This is a genomic window from Pseudomonas oligotrophica (assembly GCF_021726475.1).
Classification (GTDB): Bacteria; Pseudomonadota; Gammaproteobacteria; order Pseudomonadales; family Pseudomonadaceae; genus Stutzerimonas; species Stutzerimonas oligotrophica.
In genome coordinates this window covers 1-21,205 of record NZ_JAKJRU010000003.1, presented here as the reverse complement: position 1 = coordinate 21,205, position 21,205 = coordinate 1, and the positions used below count along the sequence as shown (strand labels likewise).

The following is a 21,205-nucleotide window of genomic DNA, read 5'->3' as shown; positions in this document are numbered from 1 at the left end:
AAAAGTTGTAGATTTACTTTCCACATGGAATGGCTTCACCATTCTTTTTGTCGAAGCCCTTCCATGCACTCCTTCACGTCATCATCAATGACGTTCCCAGGCTTTATGCATTCCTTCATGGTGCGCCTAATCCCGCGATTGGCTTCGCGCTCGCGTTGATCCTGGGCTTTGAGGTTGGCGCGGGCGGCTTCGCCCATCACGCCTTTGGACCCAGCGAAGAACTCGTTGACTAGGCGGGTCATGGTGTTGCCGTAGGCTTCGGCAGCGGGCTGCATTGCTTCACCGACTTGGGTGGCAATGGGTTTGGATTCTTCCGCCAGGGCGGGGCTTGCGATTAGGGCCAGTGCCAGCAAAATCCGTTTCATTGGTCTTCTCCATTCCTTCGGGCGTACCAGCGCCTAGCTACTTCCTGTGTGATCGCTATCCCGCGTTTGGATTGGCCAAGTTTCGTTTGGCCTCGTCGTAGTCGGGGCTTGTCTGGCCATTGTCTAGCGGCACTTCGCCAGTAAGCAACCACCACCTATAGCTAGGGAAGACCTTGGCGAGGATTTCTATTTCGTCGGCACCAACCCGCGCCCGTCCTCGCTTGATGGAACAGTCTGGTGTAGTGGGGTTAACCATCGAAGGCCAAGCGGAACGGATCGTCAGCTTCCGGGAAGCGCCGTTCTGCACTCAGCTCGTGCTGGCTGAAATGATGGGCGTCGAGCAGATCACCGAAGACGTGGTGCGCGGCTGGGTGGAAACCTACACCCTCCCGACCGTGAAGATCGGCCGCCGTCGCGTCATCAACCTGCACCGCATCCGCCGCGACATCGAGCGGGGCAAGTCGGTGTTCTGCCAGGGGGATTACGCCGATGAATGAGGCCATCGACCACGAGCGCCTACAACCGGCCTCCCCATGCACCGGACTGCGACTGCTCTGTCTGCTGGTCCGGACGCGAAATGGCGAAACTCGCTCCCTCCCCGTCCACACGCTGCGCCCTATGCCGCCCCGCCTCTGCGCGGCCAATTCGCACGCTGCAAATGGGCGCGTCGGTGTAACCCTATGCCGTGGTATCCGTATAAGGCCCTTGCAGGTATGCTATCAATGATTGCATTGGATTCACTCGGAGGTTCTATGGCCAGCATTACGATCCGAAACCTTGACGACGACCTGAAGGCGAAATTGCGCGTTGTAGCGGCTAGTCATGGCCGCTCGATGGAAGAAGAAGCCCGAATCATCATTCGGCAAGCGCTGTCGCGTCAGGAAAAGCGTGGCGGGCTGGGTACTCGCATTCACTCCCGTTTTGCTGCGGTCGGCGGTGCGGATCTCCCATTGCCTGAGCGAAAAGACAAGGCCCGAGCAGCGAGCTTCGATGAATGATCCTGCTTGATACCAACGTGCTGTCCGAGCTGATGCGAGCCAAGCCGGCGCCGCAAGTAATTGAGTGGGTCGACGCCCAGCCGGCGAGCGAGTTAACGATCAGTGCGATCACTGTCGCAGAGATTCTTTATGGCATTGCCAGGATGCCGGACGGCAAGCGCAAACAAGGGCTGCTCGAAATTGCCTCGGCCATGTTTGAGGAAGATTTCGCCGGCAATATCCTGCCGTTCGATGCAGACGCAGCCGTTCACTATGCAGAGATTGCCGCCGCAACCGAAGCGAAGGGGCGGATAGTAGATATGGCAGACGCGCAGATCGCTGCGATTGGACGGCTACACGATGCAGTCATCGCGACTCGTAATACCCATCATTTCGAGCCACTGGGGGCGGCTTTGGTCGATCCCTGGAGCGGGCGGGGGTAACAGGATTACGTCTGTAGACAGGGCGTAGTCACCGGCACAAACAAAAAAGGGGCTAGCTTTCGCTAACCCCTTGTTTTGTATGGTGGCTACACCGGGACTTGAACCTGGGACATCAGCATTATGAATGCTGCGCTCTAACCGACTGAGCTATGTAGCCAAGTGGCGCGCATTATTCTCCTGGGGCTTTTCGCTGTCAACCCCGATGGCAAAAAATTCCACATCCTTTTCAACCGCTTACCTGCCGGGCGCCGGCTTGGCTCTAGCTGTGCTGGCGCAGGTTCGGGCGGGTCGCCATGAGCAGGCCGGCGAAGATCAGGCCGCCGCCGATCCAGTGGTAGTGCCTCAGCGCCTCGCCAAGCAGCAGCCAGCCGAGCAACGCGGTGAAGACCGGCATCAGGTAGCTGGCCAGGGCCGCGCGGGCGGCGCCGACGCGGGCGACGCCGGTGTTCCAGGCGAGATAGGCGACCAGCGAGGCGAACACCGCGGTGTAGCCGATGGCACCGAGGTTGGCCCAGCTCGGCGTGAAGCCGCCGACTTTGGCCAGCTCGTACAGGTAGAACGGCAGGATCAGCGGCAGGCCGATGTAGATCAGCACCGCCAGCAGCACCAGCGCCGGCACCGCCAGCCGTGATGCCCAGCGCCGCAGCAACAGGGTGTAGAGGGCCCAGGCGAGCACGGCGACGAGCATCAGCAGGTCGCCGGGGCGGAAATCCAGGCGGGCGACGGTCTGCCAGCTGCCCTGGCTGATCAGGTAGAACAGCCCGACTGCCGCCACCGCCATGCCGGCCCAGGCGCGGCGCAGCGGCCATTCGCCGAGCAGCAGCCCGGCGCCGAGGAAGGTCGCCAGCGGCAGGCAGGTATTGACCAGGGAGAGGTTGATCGCCTCGGTGCTTTGCGCAGCGGAATACAGCAGCGAGTTGTAGCTGGCGATACCCATCGCGGCGAGCACCGGCAGGCGCCAGCCGGCGGCCCGCAGGGTCTTTCGGTGGGCGAGGATCGGCCTGATGACGAACGGCAGGAGCAACGCGCCGGCCAACATCCAGCGCCAGAACGACAGGCTCAGCGGCGGGATCTCGGCATGGTAGGCGCGCGCCACCAATGCGTTGCCGCTCCAGCAGAGCACGGCGACCAGCAGCCCGAGCCAGGCCCGGGCCTGGCCATGGTTCAGAGCGGTCGTCGCGGGCGGAGCCGGTATTGCGCCGGAAGCTGCTCCGGGCTGCTGATGGTGACGTCGAGAGTCTTCCAAAGGCCGTCCTTGATTCCGTAGATGCAGCCATGGATGGAGAGCGGTTGGCCGCGGTGCCAGGCATTCTGAACGATATTGGTGTGGCTGACATTGGCCACCTGCTGGATGACGTTGAGCTCGCACATCCGGTTGAGCTTGCTCTCCTCGTCGGGCAGCGCGGCGATCTCGTCGTAGTGCTCGTGGTAGAGGTCGCGAATGCTGCGCAGCCAGCCATCGATGAGGCCCAGCTGCTCGTCGCGCATCGAGGCACGCACGCCGCCGCAACCATAATGGCCGGTGACCAGGATGTGCCGGACCTTGAGCACGTCGACGGCGAACTGGATCACCGAGAGGCAGTTGAGGTCCGTCTGCAGCACCACGTTGGCCACGTTGCGATGGACGAACAGCTCGCCGGGCAGCAGGCCGACGATCTCGTTGGCCGGCACGCGGGCGTCGGAACAGCCGATCCACAGGTACTCGGGCACCTGCTGGCGGGCGAGTTTCTCGAAGAATTCCGGGTCTTCCTGCTTGATTGCCTCGGCCCAGTGCCGGTTGTTCTCTAACAGCTGATCCAGATCGTTCATGGTCATCCCCAAGACAGTGCGACAGATGCCGCACTGTACTAGAGCCCGTGTCGACCCCGCAGGAGGAGTACCTCCACAGGGCTAGCTGGCGGCGGCCTGGGCTCTACCTTTCGGCCGTGAGACAAAGGAACGCAGGTCACGCAGGAAGTTGTCGCGCCAGGCGTCCAGGTCGGCGGCGCGGATGGCCCGCATCATGTGCGCGTGGCGGTCGCGGCGCTCGGCCAGTGGCATGCGCAGCGCACGGTCGAGCGCCTCGGCCATGCCGATGCAGTCGTACGGGTTGACGATCAGCGCCGAGGTCAGCTCGCGCGCCGCGCCGGCGAAGCGCGACAGCACCAGTACGCCCGGGTCGTCAGGGTTCTGTGCGGCAACGTATTCCTTGGCCACCAGGTTCATGCCGTCGCGCAGCGGGGTGACGAAGCCGATGTCGGCCTGGCGGAACAGGCCCATCAGCACCCGGCGGTCGTAGCTCTTGTTGAGGTAGTGCAACGGCGTCCAGTCGAGGTCCGAGAGGCGGCCATTCAGGTGCCCGGCCTGGCTTTCCAGCTGCTCGCGGATGTGCTGGTAGGTGCGCACGTCTGAGCGCGAGGTCGGTGCGATCTGCAGGAACTCGACGTTGTTGCGATGCTCGGGGTAGTTGTCGAGGAAGCTCTCGTAGGCCCGGAAGCGCTCGACCAGCCCCTTGGAATAGTCCAGCCGGTCGACCGCGATGATGGTCTGCCGGCGGCGGTCGCTGGCGCGGCGCATCGGATGGGTGCGCCCCTTGTAGCCCTCGGCCAGCTGGGCGATCTCGTCGGGCACCACGCCGATCGGATAGACGCCGGCGCGAAAGTTCTGCCCGTAGGCGGTCAGGCTGCCGTCCGCCTCGATGACGCCGCGCACCTCGCGGGTGACGTAGTCCTGGAAGGCCAGGCGGTCGGTCTCGGTCTGGAAGCCGATGAGGTCGTAGTAGCAGAGCGTCTTGAGCAGCTCGTTGTGCGGCGGGATGACGGTGAGGATTTCCGGCGGCGGAAACGGGATGTGCAGGAAGAAGCCGATGCGGTTGCGGATGCCCAGCTGGCGACAGGCCTCGGCGAAGGGGATCAGGTGGTAGTCGTGGATCCAGATGATGTCGTCGGGCTTGAGCAGCGGCTTGAGCTTCTCGGCGAGCATCGCGTTGACCCGCCGGTAGCCGTCGTACTCCTCGCGGTTGTAGCGCGCGAGGTCGATGCGGTAGTGGAAGATCGGCCACAGGGTCGCGTTGGAAAAGCCGCGGTAATACTGGTCGTAGTCGCGCTTGGTCAGGCCCAGGGTGACGTAGGTGATGTTGCCGACGGTCTCGCTCTGTACCTGGGGGGAGGCGCCGACATCACCGCTCCAGCCGAACCAGATGCCACCGGACTGGCGCAAGGCATCGTAGACGCCCACCGCCAGGCCGCCGGCAGCGACCTTGCCGGCGCGGATCGGCGCCACGCGGTTGGAAACCACAATTAGACGGCTCATCGAGTTTCTCGCTTCTGTTCCGGTTGAACGATCGACGCGCCTGGCAGGGTGGCGGCCAGCCGCTGCAGCCAGTCGCCCACCGCGGCCACGTCGGCCAGCCGCTCGCGGGCGACCGTCGGCCCCTGCCCTACCTTCACCGAGACGCCGCCCAGCGCATTGACGGCCTCGAAACCGGCTTCGTCGGTCAGGTCGTCACCGATAAACACCGGCAGCCGGCCGCGGAACGGTGCCTCGCCCATGAAGGCGCGGATCACCTCACCCTTGCTCGCACCGCGCGGCTTGAGCTCGAACACGCACTTACCCGGCTGCAGCGTCAGGGCATGCCCGTAGCGCGCGACAAAATCGTCGGCCAGGGCCTGGGCGACGGGCTCCAGCTGCGGCGCCTCGCGAAAGTGCAAGGCGAAGGCGATGCCCTTGTTCTCCAGGCGCAGGCCCGGGTGCGCGGCGCAGGCATCGCTCAGCTCCTGCTCGATATCGGCCAGCAGCGCGCGGTCCAGCTCGGCCTGCACGAAGATGCCGTCAGCGGTTCGCCGTTCGGCGCCATGGATGCCGGCGGCCGGCAGGCGCAGGGGAAACAGCAGGCCGTCGAGCTGCGCCAGCGGCCGCCCGGAAATCACCGCCACCGGAACGCCCTGGCGATGCAGGTCGGCCAGCGCCAGCAGGATCGGCGGGGGAATGAATACGTCGTCGGGGCGGGGCTGGATATCGGCCAGCGTGCCATCGACATCGAAGAAGAACGCGCAACGCGCGGCGCGCTGCACAAGCTCGCAAGAGGATTCGTTCATGAATGTTACGACCCCTGTGTGCCTCCGGTGGTTCTGAGCTTATTGCGCAGCCTGCCGCCCGGCCAGGCCCGGCCACCGGGCGGCAGGCCTGAATCTTACCCGGCGGGGCCGGTCACAACTGCACGACCCCACTGCCCGCAGGAGGTGTTCCATGAGCGACCGCAAGCCTTATACGCCGACCGAGATCGACGACACCGAAGACCGCATCGGCTCGGTGCCGCCGCTGGATTTCAGTGCGCGCAAGGACGAGCGCAAGGGGCGCATCGGCGATCCGCTGCCCGACGAGGAAGCCGATGCCCTCTACCCGCCTGAGCGCGTGGCCGAGGCCGGCATGACTGCGGGCGAGGTCCCCGACGGGGACACCACCCTCGACGACCTTGCCCCGGAAACCCTGATTCCCGACGACGGCGCACGCTCGCCCGCCGAGCGTGGCCCGGCCGGGCCGGCCGACCGCGACCTGAGCGTGGTCTCCGAGCACCGCATCGGTGCGGACGTGAACCTGGACGAGGCCGAGCAGGGTCGCTACGACCCGCTGGATGGCAAGCCCTGGGACGGCCCGGCCGACGGCGACGCCGACACCGGGCTCAGCGGCGGCAGCGCCGTGCTGCAGAGCGACGACAGCGTGCTGGAGGAAGATACCGAGGTGCTGTCGGACGACGAACTGGAGGGCGACGCGCCGCTGGACTCGGGCCGCGACAAGCGCCCCGGGGCGTAATCAATCCAGCAGCGTGCAGGCCATCACCAGCGCATCCTCGCGACCGTCGGCCGAGGGGTAGTAGCCGCGGCGGCGGCCGACCTCGTTGAAGCCGTAGCGCTCGTAGAGCCGGTAGGCCGCCACGTTGCTCTCGCGCACCTCGAGGAAGCATTCGCGGCCACCGCGCTCGCCGGCGCGTTGCATCAGGTGCTCAAGCAGGCGCAGGCCCAGCCCGCGGCCCTGGCTCTGCGGCTTGACGGTGATATTGAGCAGGTGCGCCTCGTCGAGGATGACGTTGATCACCCCGTGGCCGACCTGCTGCTGGCCCTCGAACATCACCCAGCATTCGTAGGCGCTCAGCGCATCGGTAAAGATGCCGCGCGTCCAGGGGTGGCTGAAGGCGGCGTATTCGATCTTCAGCACGGCATCGAGATCCGCCTCGGTCATCGGGCGGAAGGTAACAGCTTCACTCATCGAGACGACTCAGCCCCTATGCTCCAGCGCGACATGCTACGGCGCAGCGCGCGCCAGAGCTGCGCCTTGCTCGCCGGGTCCTCCATCAACTGTTCCAGCCCCGGCAGCGCCAGCGCCTGGCCGATGCCCTCGATGGCCAGCTCGCGGCACAGCGCCTGCTCGTCCGCCTCGCCGGCGTAGCGCAGCGCCGGGCGGCCGACCAGCCAGATGCAATCGCAACCCATCTGCTCGAGTTCGACCATCAGCACGCCCTGCACATAGTCGCGCGCAGCCTCGGCGCCCTGGTCGAGACTGCCCTTGTGCAGCAACGGCCAGCGGATCGGCTCGCCATCGCCGACCTGCTGCGGGCTGTCCGGCAGCCGGGCCGCGCGCAGGATGTCCTTGAGCAGGATGTAGGCCGGGTCGCGGCTCTGGAAGGGTTCGCCCGTCGGCAGCTCCACCAGCAGCAGCACGCTGCCGGCACGCAGCAACTGCAGGGCGAAGCGCGGCGGCGGCTCGCTCGGCTGCACCGGCGCAGCGGCGACGCTGGGCTCTTCGACTGGCTCGGCCTTGGCCGGCTCGGGCAGGTGCACACGCGGACGTGCCGCCGTCGCGGCCTGCGCAGCACCCGCCGGCTCGGCGACGGAAGCTGAGACGACAGCTGGCGTCGGCGCCGGTAGCGCCACCGGGTCGGCGGGCGCCAGGGGCTCGAGCAGGTGCAACCGCGAGGGCGCGGCGAACGGCAGTTCCGTACGCGGCAGCCAGCTGGCCACCTGCATGGCGTCGAGGTAGGCCCGACGCCGGGTTTCGCTGATCAAACGCCTTCCACCTGCGGATGCGCCTTGGCGCCGACCTGCATCAGGTTCAGCGCGTTGAGGTAGGCCTTGGCCGAGGCGACGACGATGTCCGTGTCGGCGCCGTTGCCGTTGACGATGCGCCCGCCCTTCTCCAGCCGCACGGTCACCTCGCCCTGGGAATCGGTGCCCTGGGTGATGGCGTTGACCGAGTAAAGCTGCAGCGTGGCACCGGAATTGGCGACCGTCTCGATGGCCTTGAAGGTCGCGTCCACCGGGCCGGAACCCTGAGCCTCGGCGCGGCGCTCCGCGCCATCGACGCTGAGCACCAGCTTCGCTTCGGGCGTGGTGCCGGTCCTGCTGGTCACCTCCAGGCTGGCCAGCTTGAAGTGCTCGGGTGCCTCGTCGGCGAGGGTGTCGGAGACCAGCGCCTGCAGGTCTTCGTCGAAAATCTCGTGTTTCTTGTCGGCCAGCTCCTTGAAGCGGGCAAAGGCGGCGTTCAGCTCGTCGCCTTCCAGCACGATGCCCAGCTCCTCCAGGCGCGAACGGAACGCGGCGCGGCCGGAGTGCTTGCCCATGACCATCTTGTTGGCGTTCCAGCCGACCGACTGGGCGGACATGATCTCGTAGGTCTCGCGGTGCTTGAGCACGCCGTCCTGGTGGATGCCCGACTCGTGGGCGAAGGCGTTGGCGCCGACGATGGCCTTGTTCGGCTGCACCGGAAAGCCGGTGATGCCCGAGACCAGGCGCGAGGCGGCGAGGATGTGTTCGGTCTCGATGCGGGTATGCACGCCGAGCAGGTCCTGGCGGGTCTTGATCGCCATGACGATCTCTTCCAGCGCGGCGTTGCCGGCACGCTCGCCGAGGCCGTTGATGGTGCATTCCACCTGCCGCGCACCGGCCACCACTGCCGCGAGGGAGTTGGCCACGGCCAGACCCAGGTCGTTATGGCAGTGCACGGAGAACACGGCCTTGTCGGCATTGGGGATGCGCTCGAGCAGCTGGCGGATGGTGTCGGCGTACTGGTGCGGAATCGCATAGCCGACGGTGTCCGGGATATTGATGGTGCGCGCGCCGGCGTCGATCGCGGCCTCGATGATGCGGCAGAGGAAATCGATCTCCGAACGCCCGGCATCCTCGCAGGAAAACTCCACGTCGGCGCACAGGCTGCGCGCCTTCTTCACGGCGCGCACCGCCTGCTCGACCACCTGGTCCGGCTGCATGCGCAGCTTGTACTGCATGTGGATCGGGCTGGTGGCGATAAAGGTGTGGATGCGCCCGGAGTTGGCGCCGGCCAGCGCTTCGGCGGCGCGTTCGATATCGGCATCGACGGCGCGCGCCAGGCTGCACACGGTGCTGTCCTTGATGTTGTCGGCGACCAGCTTCACCGCGGCGAAGTCACCGGGGCTGGCGATGGCGAAGCCCGCCTCGATCACGTCTACCTTCAGCCGCTCCAGCGCGCGGGCGATGCGCAGCTTTTCCTCACCGGTCATGGACGCGCCGGGGCTCTGCTCGCCGTCGCGCAGGGTGGTGTCGAAGATGATGACGCGATCGTTGCTGCTCATAGGGGGTTCCTCACGGCTGCCGGGCGCCTCTCATGGGGCGCCTGAGTGGACGGATTGTCGCGTGAAATGGACGGGGCGGGAAGGCGCAGCTGCGTTTGGCTTGGGTTGTCGTCGCGTAGGGTGGAAAACCGCGAAGCGTTTTCCACCAGCGTTCCCCCTCGGTGGAAAAGCCTTCGGCGTTTTCCACCCTACGAACGCCCACGTTGGCCGTAGGGTGGATGTCGCTTTTTACATCCACCGCCGCGCAGCGGACAAAGTAAAAGGCCCCGCTAACAGAGCAGCGGGGCCTTTCGTTCTCACGTGCAGCTCGTCGCTGGGTTACTGATCCCAGGGGCGGTCGCCGCGCTCGTCTTTGATCCGGGTCGGCAGGCCCATGACATCGAGCAGCTTGAGGAACGGCTGTGCCGGCAGTTCTTCGACGTTGACCATGCGCTTGGCATCCCACTCGCCACGGGCGATCAGCAGCGCGGCGGCGACCGGCGGCACGCCGGCGGTGTAGGAAATGCCCTGGCTGTCGGTCTCGGCGTAGGCCTCTTCATGGTCGGCCACGTTGTAGATGAACAGCTCGCGCGGCTGGCCATCCTTGGTGCCCTTGACCAGGTCGCCGATGCAGGTCTTGCCGGTGTAGCCCGGCGCCAGCGAGGCGGGATCAGGCAATACGGCCTTGACCACCTTGAGCGGGACCACTTCCAGGCCTTCGGCGGTGCGCACCGGCTGCTCGGAGAGCAGGCCGAGGTTCTTCAGCACGGTGAAGACGTTGATGTAATGCTCGCCGAAGCTCATCCAGAAGCGGATGTTCGGCACGTCGAGGTGCTTGGAGAGCGAGTGCACCTCGTCATGACCGGTCAGGTAGAGGCTCTGTTCACCCACGACCGGCAGGTCGTCGGTGCGTTTGACCTCGAACATGCGGTTGGTCGTCCACTGGCTGTTCTGCCAGCTGTAAACCTGACCGGTGAATTCGCGGAAATTGATTTCCGGGTCGAAATTGGTGGCGAAATACTTGCCGTGGGAACCGGCGTTGACGTCGAGGATGTCGATCGACTCGATCTTGTCGAAGTATTCCTGCTGCGCGAGGGCGGCATAGGCGTTGACCACGCCCGGGTCGAAGCCGGTTCCGAGGATGGCGGTGATGCCCTTTTCCTGGCATTCGGCCAGGTGCTTCCACTCGTAGTTGCCATACCACGGCGGCGTTTCGCAGATCTTGCCCGGCTCTTCGTGGATCGCGGTATCGAGATACGCGGCGCCGGTGTCGATGCAAGCGCGCAGCACGGACATGTTGAGGAAGGCAGAGCCGACATTGATGACGATCTGCGATTCGGTTTCACGAATCAGTGCCTTGGTCGCTTCCACGTCCATGGCGTCCAGCGCATAGGCCTTGATTTCGCCGGGCTGCTTCAGCCCGCCCTTGGCTTGCACGCTGTCGATGATGGCCTGGCATTTGGAGATGTTGCGCGACGCGATAGCAATACGACCGAGTTCGTCGTTGTGCTGCGCGCACTTATGGGCCACCACCTTGGCGACACCTCCTGCACCAATGATAAGAACGTTTTTCTTCAATTTGCGAATCGCTCCTTAAGCTGTCCGGCCTCAGGAAAGGCTGGACAGGTAGTCGTCGAAAGTGAACTCACGAACCAGCTCGACGCTGCCGTCGAGCTGCTTCACCACGATGGACGGCATTTTCAGGCCGTTGAACCAGTTCTTCTTGACCATGGTGTAGCCTGCCGCATCGATGAACGACAGCCGATCGCCGATGGCCAGCGGACGATCGAATTGGTATTCGCCGAAGATGTCGCCGGCCAGGCAGGACTTGCCGCACACCATCCAGCTGTGCTCGCCGCCTGAGGGCGCCATCTTGGCGTTGAGGCGGTAGATCAGCAGGTCGAGCATGTGCGCCTCGATCGAGCTGTCGACCACCGCGAGATTCTTGCCGTTGTACAGGGTGTCGAGCACCGTCACTTCCAGCGAGGCGCTCAGGGTGATCGCCGCTTCGCCGGGCTCCAGGTAGACCTGCACGCCGAACCTTTCCGAGAAGGCCTTGAGCCGCGCGCAGAAGGCATCCAGCGGATAGCCTTCGCCGGTGAAATGGATGCCGCCGCCAAGGCTGACCCACTCGACCTGCTCGAGCAGATGGCCGAAGCGCTCCTCGATGGTGCTCAGCATCTGGTCGAACAGCTCGAAGCTCGCGTTCTCGCAGTTGTTGTGGAACATGAAGCCGCTGATCTTGCCGATCACCGCCTCGATCTTTGCCGGATCGTGCTCGCCCAGGCGACTGAACGGCCGCGCCGGGTCGGCCAGCAGGTAGTCCGAGCTGCTCACCTGCGGGTTGACGCGCAGGCCGCGGATGGTGCCCTCGGTCGCCTCGGCGAAACGCTCGAGCTGGCCGATGGAGTTGAAGATGATCTTGTCGCAGTTGGCGACCATCTCGCCGATCTCGTCGTCCGCCCAGGCCACGCTGTAGGCATGGGTCTCGCCCGCGAACTTCTGCCGGCCGAGCTTGAGCTCGTACAGCGACGACGAGGTGGTGCCGTCCATGTACTGCTGCATCAGATCGAACACCGACCAGGTGGCGAAGCATTTCAGCGCCAGCAGCGCCTTGGCCCCGGAGTGCTCGCGCACGTAGGCGATCTTCTCCAGGTTGACCAGCAGCTTCTGTTTGTCGATGAGGTAGTACGGCGTCTTGATCATGTCGGTGCCCCAGGCGGTTCGTCCGGCGGAAGCCGGCAGCTCCCCAATTGCAAAAAGGGCGAATTGTGCCGGGAACCGACGCATATCGAAATAGCATTTCGACACTTCGTTGCCATTTCGATGTCCGGGGCCGTTCGCCGGGCGCCCCGGCAGGCTAACCCGGCCACCATGACGATCGGGTGACCGGCTCGGCCAACGCCCGTGCCAGGCGGCCGGCGGCGCGTCCGATCGTCCGGGGCGCCTTCACTTCAGCACCAATGCAGTACAATTCGCGCCTTTTCACCGGGACTGGCGCCACGATGATCGAACCCAAGCGCGTACTGCGTGCCCTCGCCGAACACTGGACGTTGCTCGAGCCGCTGTGCGAGCGTTTCGACGCCGGCACCCTGAGCCTGGTGGAGTTGCGCCATCAGCTCGCCGCACAGCTGCCCGAAGGCACGCCCACCGACATCACCGCCCTGCTCGACCAGTGGATCCGCCTGGACATCCTGGTGCCGGTGGCCAAGAGCCCCAACCGCTTCGAGCTGAACGCGCAGATCCACGACTTCCTCGCCTACCTGCGCCGCGAGCACCGCCTCGGCCTGTGCCTGGAGATCGAAGCCTACCTGCGCCATCTGGAGCGTCTGGCCGGGCATATCCTCGATGCCTTCGAGATTCGCGACGGCAACGACCTCGCGCGCCAGCTGCGCCTGCTGGACATGCGCGTACGCGATGTACTGAAGAAGCTCGACAATGACGAACAGGCCCTGGTCGCCGTGGCCGACCGGGCCAAGACCAGCGACCGCCAGATCCCGCTGCGCCAGCGCTATGCCGAGGTGCTGGCGACCTGGGACGAGTACGTCGAGCCAATGATCCAGCTGGTTTCCGCCGACGGCGCCTTTGAGCAGGGCGTTCATCGCGTCGAGCAGGTGCTGATGAAGCTGCTCGGCGAACAGCAGCGCCTCGGCCAGCTGGTGGATGACGACCTCCTGCTGCGCACCCATGCACGCATCCTGGAAATGCAGACCACCGCCCAGCTGACCCTGCGCAAGGCCCGCGAACTGCTGTTGCCGCTGCGCGAGGAAGCGCGTCGGCACAACGCCGTGACCCGCGGCGCGGCACTGGCGCTGTCGGCGATCCGCAAGAAGGGCCTGGACGCCGTACCGCAGGCCTCGCTGCCGCTGTTCACCCGTCCTCAGAGCACCTTTCTCGGCACCGCCAGCCAGGTCGAGGCCTACGTCTACGCCCTGGCCCGCTTCGAGCCGAAGCCGGCGCAGTTCCCGCGGGCCAGCGGCAAGCGCAAGGGCGAGCAGCCGCGCGCACCGCGTACCGCCCGCGAAATGGTCGAGCGCTGCCAGCAGGCGCTGCCGCTGCCGGACCTGATGGCCTGGCTGCTGGAGCAGGAACCCGAGGGCGCCACCGACGAGCTGCTCTACTGGTTCTCGCGCCTGTCCCGCGACAGCCGCTTCCAGCGCGATCGCCTGGAACGTCGCGAGTACCTGACCCGCGAACACCGCGTCAGCCTCAGCTCCTTTGCGCTGGTGGCCAATGCCAATGATTGAGCTATTCGAGCGGCCGGAGGGATCGTCCGGTGGAAAAGGCTTCGCCGTTTTCCACCCTACGCCCTCCCCTCTCGCGAAACCCGCCGTAGGGTGGACAACGCGCAGCTTGTCCACCTTTGCCAACGCCAAACTTACCAGTGGAAAAGGCTTCGCCGTTTTCCACGCTACGACAGAGCCATATTGATGAACATCGACCTCAAGGAAATGACCCAGCTGGCGCCGATCTTCCGCGAGCTGTTCAAGGGCTATCACCTGTCGCGCAGCGAGCCGGAGCCATACGCGCAGCTGTCGAACATGCAGGACCAGTACCGCGCACTGTTCAAGGCGCTCGGCTTCGAGCTGGTCTGCGATCCGCGCGGCTTCTACTACTTCGTCCCGGAGCAGATGGGCGCGCAGGTGAACAAGACCGCCCAGCGCCTGGCGCTGTTCACCTTCATCCTCGTCGAGCACCTGGCCGACCAGGGCCGCGACCCGCTGGCGGTGCTCGACGGTGGCAGCCTCGGTCGCGATGAACTGCCGGCGTTGCTGGACAAGTACCGCGACCTGTTCCTGCAGGCCGAAGTCACCACCGGGGAAGAACTGGAAGAGAAGGTCATCCGCCGCCTGACGCAGCTGGGCTTCGCCGAGGACAGCAACGGCGTCTACCGCTTCCTGCCGCCGATGCACCGTTTCCTCGACGTCTGCCTGTCGGTGCAGCAGGACCGCGATCTCGCCGCCAGCCTGCACAGCAGCGACCTGCCGCTGCCCGCCCCGGAGCTGATCGCCGAGGACGAGGGCGAAGACGACATCATCCTCATCGAGGAAGCAGCCGAAGAATCGGAAGAAGAAGCCTTGGCGCGCGCCATCGCCGAAGAAAAGGAGCTTGAAGCATGAGCCAGGAACGCTACGGCATCCGCCGCTTCGCCCTGCTGAACACCGCCGGCTACAGCCTCGGCATCTTTCCGCTGGAAAACCCGCTGTCGGTCTACGGCGCCAACAACCTCGGCAAGTCCGCGTCGATCAACGCGCTGCAGTTCCCGATCCTGGCGCGCATGTCGGACATGAGCTTCGGCAAGTACAGCCTCGAGCAGTCGCGCAAGTTCTACTTCGCCTCGGACACCAGCTACATCCTCGTCGAAGTCATGCTGCCCCACGGCCCGCATGTGATCGGCGTGGCCGGCCGCGGGCCAGGCGGCGGCTTCGGTCATCAGTTCTTCGTCTACCAGGGCTCGCTGGACCTCGACCATTACCAGCAGAACGGCACCTGCCTGCGCCAGCGCGAGCTGTTCGCCAACCTCGAACGCGCCGGCATCAAGGCCTACGAGGCCAAGCCGGATGAGCTGCGCCGGCTACTGGTCGGCGGGCATACCTCGATCCCGCTGGACATGACGCTGATCCCGCTGCGCTCGACCAGCGAGCAGAGCCTGAAGACCTTCCGCGCACTGTTCATCAACCTGCTGCATATGCGGGAAATCACGGCTGCCAAACTGAAGCAGCTGTTCCTCGATGCCTTCGAGCACAGCCTGCGCTCAGGCAGCGTCGACTATATCGCCGCCACCGAAGAAGCCTTCCGCGACGTGCGCCGCATGGAGCAGGACTACCAGGCACTGGTCGCCGCCGGCCCGCTGGTCGAGGCGCTGGCCGCTGGTGTCGCCCAGCGCGAGCTGCTGCGCGGCAAGCTGCATCGCCTGTCGCCGCTACTCGACAACCTGCTCGGTACCTGGCACGACTACGCCGATGCGCGCAAGGAAGAGCTGGTGATCCAGGCCGAGCACTACCGCCGCGAGCAGGACGGCCTGCAGAACGAACAGCGCGGTTCGACTGGCGAACTGATGCGTCTGGAGCGCGAGATCAGCGAAATCCAGCGCTGGCTGGGCGAGCTGGCGGTGCTGAAGAACCGCTTTGCCCTGGTCGAGGACGCCCATGTGCTGGAGCAGCAGCTGCTCGCCGCCAAGGACGCCCACGACGAGTTGGCCGGTGCGCTGGCGCAGTCCCGTCAGTTCTCCAGCGAGGACCTGGACGAGCGCCTGCGTGATCTGGAAAAACGCCTGAAGTCGGTCCGGCAACAGCTCGACCATGCCGACAACAACAGCTACTCGCGTTTGCGCGAGGAGTTCTCCCAGGCCGATGTGGATCGCCTGATGCGCCTGTTCAACGGCCAGCTGTTCAGCCTGCCGCTGGGTGAGAAAGGCATCAGCGCCGAGGGCGACGACTGGGTCAAGGCCGTGGAAGCGGTGCTGGATCGTTTTAAGGGCGACACCTTCTCGGTGCCGGGCCTGTCCATCGACCTCTCGCATATCGAGCCACCGGCGCTGCAGGCCCTGGCCGACCGTGCCGCCCTGCGCGACCAGAAGGATCGCCTGGAGCGCGAGCTCAAGCAGCTCAAGACCCAGCATGCGGTGGCCGTCGACCGCGCGGCGAGCAAGGCCCAGGCCGAGGCGCTGTACCAGGCCGTGCTGGATGCACAGAAAGCGCTGGAAGACTTCCGCCGCAGCCAGACCCTGGCCGCCGAGGAGCCGGCGAAGCTGGAACAGCTGGCCCAGGCCGAGGCCGCCCAGGAAGAACTCAAGCGCACCAGTGACGCCTTTGCCGAGCGCGTGCAGCACCTGTCCGCCAAGCTGCAGCTGGTCGGCCGTCAGCTGGCGGATCTGGAAGCCAAGGAGCGGACGCTGGAAGACGCCCTACGGCGTCGCCAGCTGCTACCGGCGGATCTGCCGTTTGGTACGCCTTACATGGACCCGGTGGACGACTCGCTGGACAACCTGCTGCCGCTGCTCAACGACTACCAGGACAGCTGGCAGGCGCTGCAGCGCGTCGACGGTCAGATCGAGGCGCTGTATGCCCAGGTGCGCCTGAAGGGCGTGGCCAAGTTCGACAGCGAGGAAGATCCCGAGCGTCGCCTGCAGCTCTTGGTCAACGCCTACGCCCACCGTCAGGACGAGGCGCTGACCCTGGCCAAGGCCCGCCGTGCTGCGGTTACCGACATCGCCCGGACGCTGCGCAACATCCGCAGCGACTACGAGAGCCTGGAACACCAGCTGGCGCTGTTCAACCGCGAGATCAACAAGCGCCAGGTGTCCAACCTGGCGAGCTTCCGCATCGTGCTGGCGCCGAACAAGGATGCGCTCAAGCACATCGACCAGATCATCCACAGCGCTGGGCAGTACGAGGAAGGCGAGACGCTGTCGGTGTTCGATCTGTCCCAGTCCGCCGAACAGGACGCGAAGAACGAGGAAGCCAAGGAGTACCTGGCGCGGCTGGTGGCGGCGAACAACAACCAGCTAGGCCTGAAGGACCTGTTCGAGCTGGCGTTCGAGATCACCAAGGTCGGCGGCCAGCCGGTGATTCATACCGACATCGACGGTGCGGCGTCCAACGGCACCACCATGACCATCAAGGCGCTGACCAACATGTACCTGTTGCTGCACCTGATGGACCGCGAGCAGGCCGGGCGCATCCGCCTGCCCTACTACCTCGACGAGGCGGCGGACATCGACGAGCGCAACCAGCAGGCGCTGATCGAAACCAGCCTGCAGCTGGGCTTCGTGCCGATCCTTGCATCGGTGAAGCCGCAGGTCTCGGCCCATGTCGCCATCGACCTTGAGGGCGGCAGCGGGCCGGCCGGCATCTACATCGACGAGGCGGACTGGAAATACATCAGCCGCCGCGAACCGGTCGCCAGCCAGACCACTGCTTCAGCCCAACGGACCGAAGAACCGGCCTGACCTTCCGCAACGAAAAAAGGGCCCCGAGGGGCCTTTCATGCGTGCGTAGGGCGGGCTTCAGCCCACAGTGACGCCCGGTCGACCGTCACTTGTCTCCGGCCGCTCGCCCCAGTTCGATCTTCGGTGCCCAGCCGAACCACTCGTCCTGCGGCTCCTTGAACAGCGCGAAGGTCTGTCCCGGCAGCGCGCGATTGCCCATCAGCTCGCCCTCCGGCGTGGCGAAGGCGACGCCGCCCTCGAGCAGCGACTCCAGCGAGTCGGTGCGCAGGCTGGCGCCCTTGAACAGGCTGAAATCCACGCCGAAGCCGCTGGTCTCCCAGAAGCGACTGCCGCTGTGCACGAGCGGCGCATAGCGCGGCTCGATGAGCACCTTGATCAGCACGCGATCGGCGGTCGGCCCCAGCGCATAATCGATCACCTCGCCCACCTTCACCTCGCGATAGGTCACGGCGTTGCCCGGCTGGATGGAGCCCAGCCGCGATGCGCTGAGCGTGAGCGCCAGGCCCGCAGGCGCCGCCGCGCGAGGCTGGTGCTCCAGCGCGGCGAAGCGCGTCTGCCGGGCGGCAGCGGCGTTGCCCGGTTCGACTTCCAGGTAAGGTCCGGTAACCAGCGTCTCCAGGTTCGCCGTCCGTACCAGGCCAAGCTCCGGTCGGACCACCCAGAACTGGCTGCCCGCTCGGGCGATCCGCTGTGCGCCGGTAGTGATGCGCGCCTTGACCACCACGCCATCCAGGTCGTCGCTGAGCGACACCGTGCGGACCTTGCCGACGTCCAGGCCCTTGTAGCGAACCGGCGTACCGGCCGCCAGCCCATCGCCGCGGGCAAGGCGGATCTCGATCTCCTCGCCACGTGCCAGCGCCGTCTCGCGGTCATCGTGCAGGACGAACTGCGGCACCTGCCGCGAAAGCGGCGCCTCGGGATCGGGCGTATCGAAGGCGATGCCGCCGGCCAGCAGGCTCTGCAGGGACTCGCTACGCACCTCGACGCCGGCAAGCCCGCCGTTGACGGTGATACCGCTGGCGTTCCAGAAGCGGGTCGAGGCATTGACCAGCTCGGCATAGGGCTGCTCGATATGCACGCCAATGACGACCTTCCGCCGGTCGCGCGAGAATTGATAGCTCTGCACCGAACCAACCTTCACCTGCCGGTAGAGCACGGGACTGCCGACATCCAGCGAGCCGAGCTGTTCGCTGGTCAGCACCAGGTGCAGGCCCGGCGCACGGATATCCACCGGCGGTGCCTTGGCCCGGGCGACGAACTTGCGCTTGACCGCGCCACCCTTCTCGCCGGGACGCACGGCAATGTAGTTGCCCTTCACCAGCGCTTCCAGGCCGGTGATGCCGGCCAGCGAGATGGATGGCTTGACCACCCAGAACTCGGTGTCCTCGACCAGATAGTCCTCCATCAGCGGATCGACCGTCAGCGTCGCCTCGGCCCGGGAAAGATCCGGCTCCACCGCCAGCTCCTTGAGCATCCCGACCTGCATGCCCTTGTAGATCAGCGGCGTGCGCCCGGCCTGCAGCCCTTCGAAATCGGTGAGGGTCAGCGTCGCCTTGATCCCCGCCTGCGCCGCATCGAAATCCTCGTACAGGCGGAACGGCAACTTCGGATCGGTAGGCGGACTGTCCTTGCGGTGCTCCGGCGTGGCAAAGGCGATACCGCCCGCCACGATGCTGGCCAGCGATTCGGTGCGGAACTTCACCCCCGTGAGGCCAGCGTCGACGGTGACACCGCTGGCGTTCCAGAAGCGCGTGTGCTTGCGCACCAGATGAGCGAATTCCGGCTGGATGAACAGCTGCACCTCCACCGTCGCGTTGTCCTCGGCAAGCACGTAGTTCTTCACCTCGCCCACCTGGATTTGCCGGTAGAAAACCGGGCTTCCGCGGTTGAGCGAACCAAGCCGCTCGGCCTTGAGGGTGATGTGCAAGCCAGCGCGCCCTTCCGGGATTGGCGGCTCCTCGGTCAAGGCGATGAACCGGCGAGCCGGCTCGCCCTCTGCCGGGCTGATGCCGATGTAGTTCCCCGAGACCAGGGTTTCCAGGCCGGTGATACCCGCCAGCGTCACGCTTGGGCGGACCAGCCAGAAGCGCGTGCCACTGCGCAGGTAGTCGGCGACCTCCTTGTTCATCTCCACCTCGGCGACGACGTGCTGCTGAGGGCCGTCCTGCTCGAGGCTGAGCCCGCGCACCGTGCCGATCGTCATGCCCTTGTGCGTGACGTGGGTCTTGCCGACCTCGATTCCCTCGGCACTGTCGAAGACGATCTGGATCGATACGCCTCGCTGGGCATAGGCCTGCCATGCGAGCCAGCCACCGATCAGCAGGGCGATGATCGGCAGCACCCAGATGGCGGACCAGCTCGAAGCCGGCCTCACACTGGTGTGGGGAAGTTCAGTCATGAGTCCTCTTCCGAATAGGAATCCCAGATAAGGCGTGGATCGAAGCTGATGGCCGCAAGCATCGTCAGGATGACCACGCTGGCGAAGGCGACCGCACCAAGCCCGGCCTCGACACGCGCCAGGCTGCCGAAATTGACGATGGCCACGAGAATGGCGATGACGAAGATGTCCAGCATGGACCAGCGACCGATCCATTCGATGAAGCGAAACAGCAGGACCCGCTGGTGCGCGGAGAGCTTCTGGCGGCGCTGGACCGATACCAGCAGCAGCGCGATTCCGACCAGCTTGAAGGTCGGCACCAGGATGCTCGCTACGAACACCACCGCAGCGATAGGCAGCATGCCATGCTTGGCGAGCGTCACGACGCCGGACATGATGGTATCCGGCGTACCGCTACCGAAGGTGCTGACGGTCATGATCGGCAACAGGTTGGCCGGCAGGTAGAGCAGTGCGGCGGTCACCAGCAGGGCCCAGGTACGCGCGATGCTGTTGGGCCGTCGCAGGTGAATACGAGCGCCACAACGCGTACAGCGCTGCCTTCGCTCACCGGGCAACCTGGCGTTCAGCTGGTGACACTCCAGGCAGACCATCAGGCCCAGATCAGCCGCGCGCATCCGCGTCCCCCGCCAAGGCCTGCCAGACTTGCTGCGGCGACATCACCAGTTCCAGCCATACCTGGACCAGCAGCAAGGCGATGAAGCAGCCCAGGCCGACGCCGATGCTGAGCTCGGCCATGTCCCGCAGCTTGATCATCGCCACGAGGATCCCGAGCAGATACACCTCGAGCATCCCCCACTCGCGCAGGTGGTGGTAGGCACGATAAAGCAGCATGCCCAGCGCGCGGCCACGGCCGGTCGCCATGCTCGTGAGCACCACCAGTTGGCAGAGCAGTTTAAGCAAGGGAACAGCCATGCTGCAGAGAAAGACCAGCACGGCGATGCCCTGCATGCCGGTTTGGAAGAGCCCGAGGACGCCCGACCAGATCGTATCCGAGGACGATCTGCCCAAAAGGCTCAAGCGCATGATCGGCAGGAAATTCGCTGGAAAGTAGAGCAACAGCGCAGTCAGCACCAGCGCCAGCCCCGGTCGCACCACCGCGTGTCGCAGGCGGAACAGCTCATAGCCACAGCGCGGACATTCGGCCACCTGGCCATGCCTGACCGCGGCCCTGCGCATCAGCAGGTCGCATTCGGGACAAGCCACCAGCTGATCGATGGGGAGGTTGTACAAGGCGACGGGGTCGTTCGTCGGCATGTTGTCCAGAGTCGGGTTACGAGGCTGTGAAGAGTAAACCATCGCTCAGTCGGGACCTAGCCAGAAGCAGGGCCAGATTCGCCTGGACGCAATATCAGTCCGCCCCGCTCGACAAGTGACAGCCAATCAATGGGGGCTTACCGCACGGAAAAGACAAACCCCCGATCCGCTATAGCGGGTCGGGGGTTTGGTATAGGTGCTTGACGATGACCTACTCTCACATGGGGAAGCCCCACACTACCATCGGCGATGCGTC

20 protein-coding genes, 1 tRNA gene and 1 pseudogene are annotated in these 21,205 nt (G+C 65.4%); 8 read left to right on the top strand and 14 right to left on the bottom strand.

Annotation, left to right across the window (positions count from 1 at the left end):
* Positions 1 to 35: 35 nt before the first annotated feature.
* Complete coding sequence (locus L3N39_RS07085) at positions 36 to 365, bottom strand: hypothetical protein (RefSeq protein ID WP_237256633.1); 330 nt, start codon at positions 363 to 365, stop codon at positions 36 to 38.
* 224 nt (positions 366 to 589) lie between these two features.
* Between L3N39_RS07085 and L3N39_RS07080 the strand changes: the two genes are divergently transcribed.
* The 4 genes and pseudogenes from L3N39_RS07080 (at position 590) to L3N39_RS07065 (ending at position 1,785) form a co-directional block, all read left to right on the top strand.
* Positions 590 to 862 (top strand): hypothetical protein, encoded by a 273-nt coding sequence (locus L3N39_RS07080; RefSeq protein ID WP_023445839.1) that lies wholly within the window; start codon positions 590 to 592, stop codon positions 860 to 862.
* Positions 859 to 1,029 (top strand): annotated as a pseudogene (gene pflM, locus L3N39_RS07075) (lysogeny maintenance protein PflM); the annotation flags it as partial. The gene L3N39_RS07080 and the pseudogene pflM, both read left to right, overlap by 4 nt.
* 88 nt (positions 1,030 to 1,117) lie before the next feature.
* Entirely contained in the window at positions 1,118 to 1,363 is a 246-nt protein-coding gene (locus L3N39_RS07070; protein WP_237257063.1) for a FitA-like ribbon-helix-helix domain-containing protein, read from the top strand.
* On the top strand, positions 1,360 to 1,785 hold the full coding sequence (locus tag L3N39_RS07065) for a type II toxin-antitoxin system VapC family toxin (RefSeq protein ID WP_237256631.1): 426 nt from the start codon (positions 1,360 to 1,362) through the stop codon (positions 1,783 to 1,785). The genes L3N39_RS07070 and L3N39_RS07065 overlap by 4 nt, the downstream gene beginning before the upstream one ends.
* Before the next feature lie 80 nt (positions 1,786 to 1,865).
* Here the strand turns inward: L3N39_RS07065 and L3N39_RS07060 are convergent.
* From L3N39_RS07060 to otsB, 5 genes are all read right to left on the bottom strand, one after another.
* Positions 1,866 to 1,942, bottom strand: a tRNA-Met gene (locus L3N39_RS07060).
* 102 nt (positions 1,943 to 2,044) lie between these two features.
* On the bottom strand, positions 2,045 to 2,953 hold the full coding sequence (locus tag L3N39_RS07055) for a DMT family transporter (protein ID WP_237257062.1): 909 nt from the start codon (positions 2,951 to 2,953) through the stop codon (positions 2,045 to 2,047).
* Positions 2,950 to 3,594 (bottom strand): carbonate dehydratase, encoded by a 645-nt coding sequence (gene can, locus L3N39_RS07050; RefSeq protein ID WP_237256630.1) that lies wholly within the window; start codon positions 3,592 to 3,594, stop codon positions 2,950 to 2,952. The genes L3N39_RS07055 and can overlap by 4 nt, the downstream gene beginning before the upstream one ends.
* 81 nt (positions 3,595 to 3,675) lie before the next feature.
* Positions 3,676 to 5,076, bottom strand: a complete 1,401-nt coding sequence (gene otsA, locus L3N39_RS07045) for an alpha,alpha-trehalose-phosphate synthase (UDP-forming) (RefSeq protein WP_237256629.1) — start codon at positions 5,074 to 5,076, stop codon at positions 3,676 to 3,678.
* On the bottom strand, positions 5,073 to 5,861 hold the full coding sequence (gene otsB / locus L3N39_RS07040; RefSeq protein WP_237256628.1) for a trehalose-phosphatase: 789 nt from the start codon (positions 5,859 to 5,861) through the stop codon (positions 5,073 to 5,075). Before otsB ends, otsA begins: the two co-directional genes overlap by 4 nt.
* Before the next feature lie 151 nt (positions 5,862 to 6,012).
* On the opposite strand from otsB, the gene L3N39_RS07035 reads away from it, so the two are divergent.
* On the top strand, positions 6,013 to 6,576 hold the full coding sequence (locus L3N39_RS07035) for a hypothetical protein (RefSeq protein WP_237256627.1): 564 nt from the start codon (positions 6,013 to 6,015) through the stop codon (positions 6,574 to 6,576).
* On the opposite strand, the gene rimI is transcribed toward L3N39_RS07035, so the two are convergent.
* The 5 genes from rimI to L3N39_RS07010 all read right to left on the bottom strand — a co-directional run bounded on the left by rimI (position 6,577) and on the right by L3N39_RS07010 (position 12,052).
* A complete protein-coding gene (rimI, locus tag L3N39_RS07030; protein WP_237256626.1) occupies positions 6,577 to 7,029 on the bottom strand; it encodes a ribosomal protein S18-alanine N-acetyltransferase in 453 nt (150 codons plus the stop codon).
* Complete coding sequence (locus L3N39_RS07025; protein ID WP_237256625.1) at positions 7,026 to 7,826, bottom strand: energy transducer TonB; 801 nt, start codon at positions 7,824 to 7,826, stop codon at positions 7,026 to 7,028. Before L3N39_RS07025 ends, rimI begins: the two co-directional genes overlap by 4 nt.
* A complete protein-coding gene (locus tag L3N39_RS07020) occupies positions 7,823 to 9,367 on the bottom strand; it encodes a 2-isopropylmalate synthase (RefSeq protein ID WP_237256624.1) in 1,545 nt (514 codons plus the stop codon). Before L3N39_RS07020 ends, L3N39_RS07025 begins: the two co-directional genes overlap by 4 nt.
* A 318-nt stretch (positions 9,368 to 9,685) precedes the next feature.
* Positions 9,686 to 10,924 (bottom strand): saccharopine dehydrogenase family protein, encoded by a 1,239-nt coding sequence (locus L3N39_RS07015; protein WP_043297461.1) that lies wholly within the window; start codon positions 10,922 to 10,924, stop codon positions 9,686 to 9,688.
* Between the two features lie 30 nt (positions 10,925 to 10,954).
* Positions 10,955 to 12,052, bottom strand: a complete 1,098-nt coding sequence (locus L3N39_RS07010; RefSeq protein WP_237256623.1) for a carboxynorspermidine decarboxylase — start codon at positions 12,050 to 12,052, stop codon at positions 10,955 to 10,957.
* Positions 12,053 to 12,351: 299 nt separating this feature from the next.
* Here L3N39_RS07010 and mksB point away from each other — a divergent pair, with 299 nt between their 5' ends.
* The 3 genes from mksB to mksF all read left to right on the top strand — a co-directional run bounded on the left by mksB (position 12,352) and on the right by mksF (position 17,297).
* The gene (gene mksB, locus L3N39_RS07005) at positions 12,352 to 13,593 is read left to right on the top strand and encodes an Mks condensin complex protein MksB (RefSeq protein ID WP_162483749.1); all 1,242 of its coding nucleotides are present in this window, start codon (positions 12,352 to 12,354) and stop codon (positions 13,591 to 13,593) included.
* A 183-nt stretch (positions 13,594 to 13,776) separates the two neighbouring features.
* Entirely contained in the window at positions 13,777 to 14,466 is a 690-nt protein-coding gene (mksE, locus tag L3N39_RS07000) for an Mks condensin complex protein MksE (RefSeq protein WP_200593058.1), read from the top strand.
* Positions 14,463 to 17,297 (top strand): Mks condensin complex protein MksF, encoded by a 2,835-nt coding sequence (gene mksF, locus L3N39_RS06995; RefSeq protein ID WP_237256621.1) that lies wholly within the window; start codon positions 14,463 to 14,465, stop codon positions 17,295 to 17,297. The genes mksE and mksF overlap by 4 nt, the downstream gene beginning before the upstream one ends.
* An 85-nt stretch (positions 17,298 to 17,382) precedes the next feature.
* On the opposite strand, the gene L3N39_RS06990 is transcribed toward mksF, so the two are convergent.
* From L3N39_RS06990 to L3N39_RS06980, 3 genes are read right to left on the bottom strand one after another with little or no spacing between them, the layout of a single operon-like run.
* Entirely contained in the window at positions 17,383 to 19,695 is a 2,313-nt protein-coding gene (locus L3N39_RS06990; protein WP_237256620.1) for a PqiB family protein, read from the bottom strand.
* The gene (locus L3N39_RS06985; protein WP_237256618.1) at positions 19,692 to 20,309 is read right to left on the bottom strand and encodes a paraquat-inducible protein A; all 618 of its coding nucleotides are present in this window, start codon (positions 20,307 to 20,309) and stop codon (positions 19,692 to 19,694) included. Before L3N39_RS06985 ends, L3N39_RS06990 begins: the two co-directional genes overlap by 4 nt.
* On the bottom strand, positions 20,296 to 20,949 hold the full coding sequence (locus L3N39_RS06980; protein ID WP_237256616.1) for a paraquat-inducible protein A: 654 nt from the start codon (positions 20,947 to 20,949) through the stop codon (positions 20,296 to 20,298). Before L3N39_RS06980 ends, L3N39_RS06985 begins: the two co-directional genes overlap by 14 nt.
* Positions 20,950 to 21,205: the final 256 nt, after the last annotated feature.

Excerpts from the sequence above, each read along its gene's own strand:
- L3N39_RS07085 (WP_237256633.1), bottom strand. The coding sequence starts at position 365 with ATGAAACGGATTTTGCTGGCACTGGCCCTAATCGCAAGCCCCGCCCTG.
- L3N39_RS07080 (WP_023445839.1), top strand. The coding sequence starts at position 590 with ATGGAACAGTCTGGTGTAGTGGGGTTAACCATCGAAGGCCAAGCGGAA.
- L3N39_RS07070 (WP_237257063.1), top strand. The coding sequence starts at position 1,118 with ATGGCCAGCATTACGATCCGAAACCTTGACGACGACCTGAAGGCGAAA.
- L3N39_RS07065 (WP_237256631.1), top strand. The coding sequence starts at position 1,360 with ATGATCCTGCTTGATACCAACGTGCTGTCCGAGCTGATGCGAGCCAAG.
- can (WP_237256630.1), bottom strand. The coding sequence starts at position 3,594 with ATGAACGATCTGGATCAGCTGTTAGAGAACAACCGGCACTGGGCCGAG.
- otsA (WP_237256629.1), bottom strand. The coding sequence starts at position 5,076 with ATGAGCCGTCTAATTGTGGTTTCCAACCGCGTGGCGCCGATCCGCGCC.
- otsB (WP_237256628.1), bottom strand. The coding sequence starts at position 5,861 with ATGAACGAATCCTCTTGCGAGCTTGTGCAGCGCGCCGCGCGTTGCGCG.
- L3N39_RS07035 (WP_237256627.1), top strand. The coding sequence starts at position 6,013 with ATGAGCGACCGCAAGCCTTATACGCCGACCGAGATCGACGACACCGAA.
- rimI (WP_237256626.1), bottom strand. The coding sequence starts at position 7,029 with ATGAGTGAAGCTGTTACCTTCCGCCCGATGACCGAGGCGGATCTCGAT.
- L3N39_RS07020 (WP_237256624.1), bottom strand. The coding sequence starts at position 9,367 with ATGAGCAGCAACGATCGCGTCATCATCTTCGACACCACCCTGCGCGAC.
- L3N39_RS07010 (WP_237256623.1), bottom strand. The coding sequence starts at position 12,052 with ATGATCAAGACGCCGTACTACCTCATCGACAAACAGAAGCTGCTGGTC.
- mksB (WP_162483749.1), top strand. The coding sequence starts at position 12,352 with ATGATCGAACCCAAGCGCGTACTGCGTGCCCTCGCCGAACACTGGACG.
- mksE (WP_200593058.1), top strand. The coding sequence starts at position 13,777 with ATGAACATCGACCTCAAGGAAATGACCCAGCTGGCGCCGATCTTCCGC.
- mksF (WP_237256621.1), top strand. The coding sequence starts at position 14,463 with ATGAGCCAGGAACGCTACGGCATCCGCCGCTTCGCCCTGCTGAACACC.
- L3N39_RS06990 (WP_237256620.1), bottom strand. The coding sequence starts at position 19,695 with ATGACTGAACTTCCCCACACCAGTGTGAGGCCGGCTTCGAGCTGGTCC.
- L3N39_RS06985 (WP_237256618.1), bottom strand. The coding sequence starts at position 20,309 with ATGCGCGCGGCTGATCTGGGCCTGATGGTCTGCCTGGAGTGTCACCAG.
- L3N39_RS06980 (WP_237256616.1), bottom strand. The coding sequence starts at position 20,949 with ATGCCGACGAACGACCCCGTCGCCTTGTACAACCTCCCCATCGATCAG.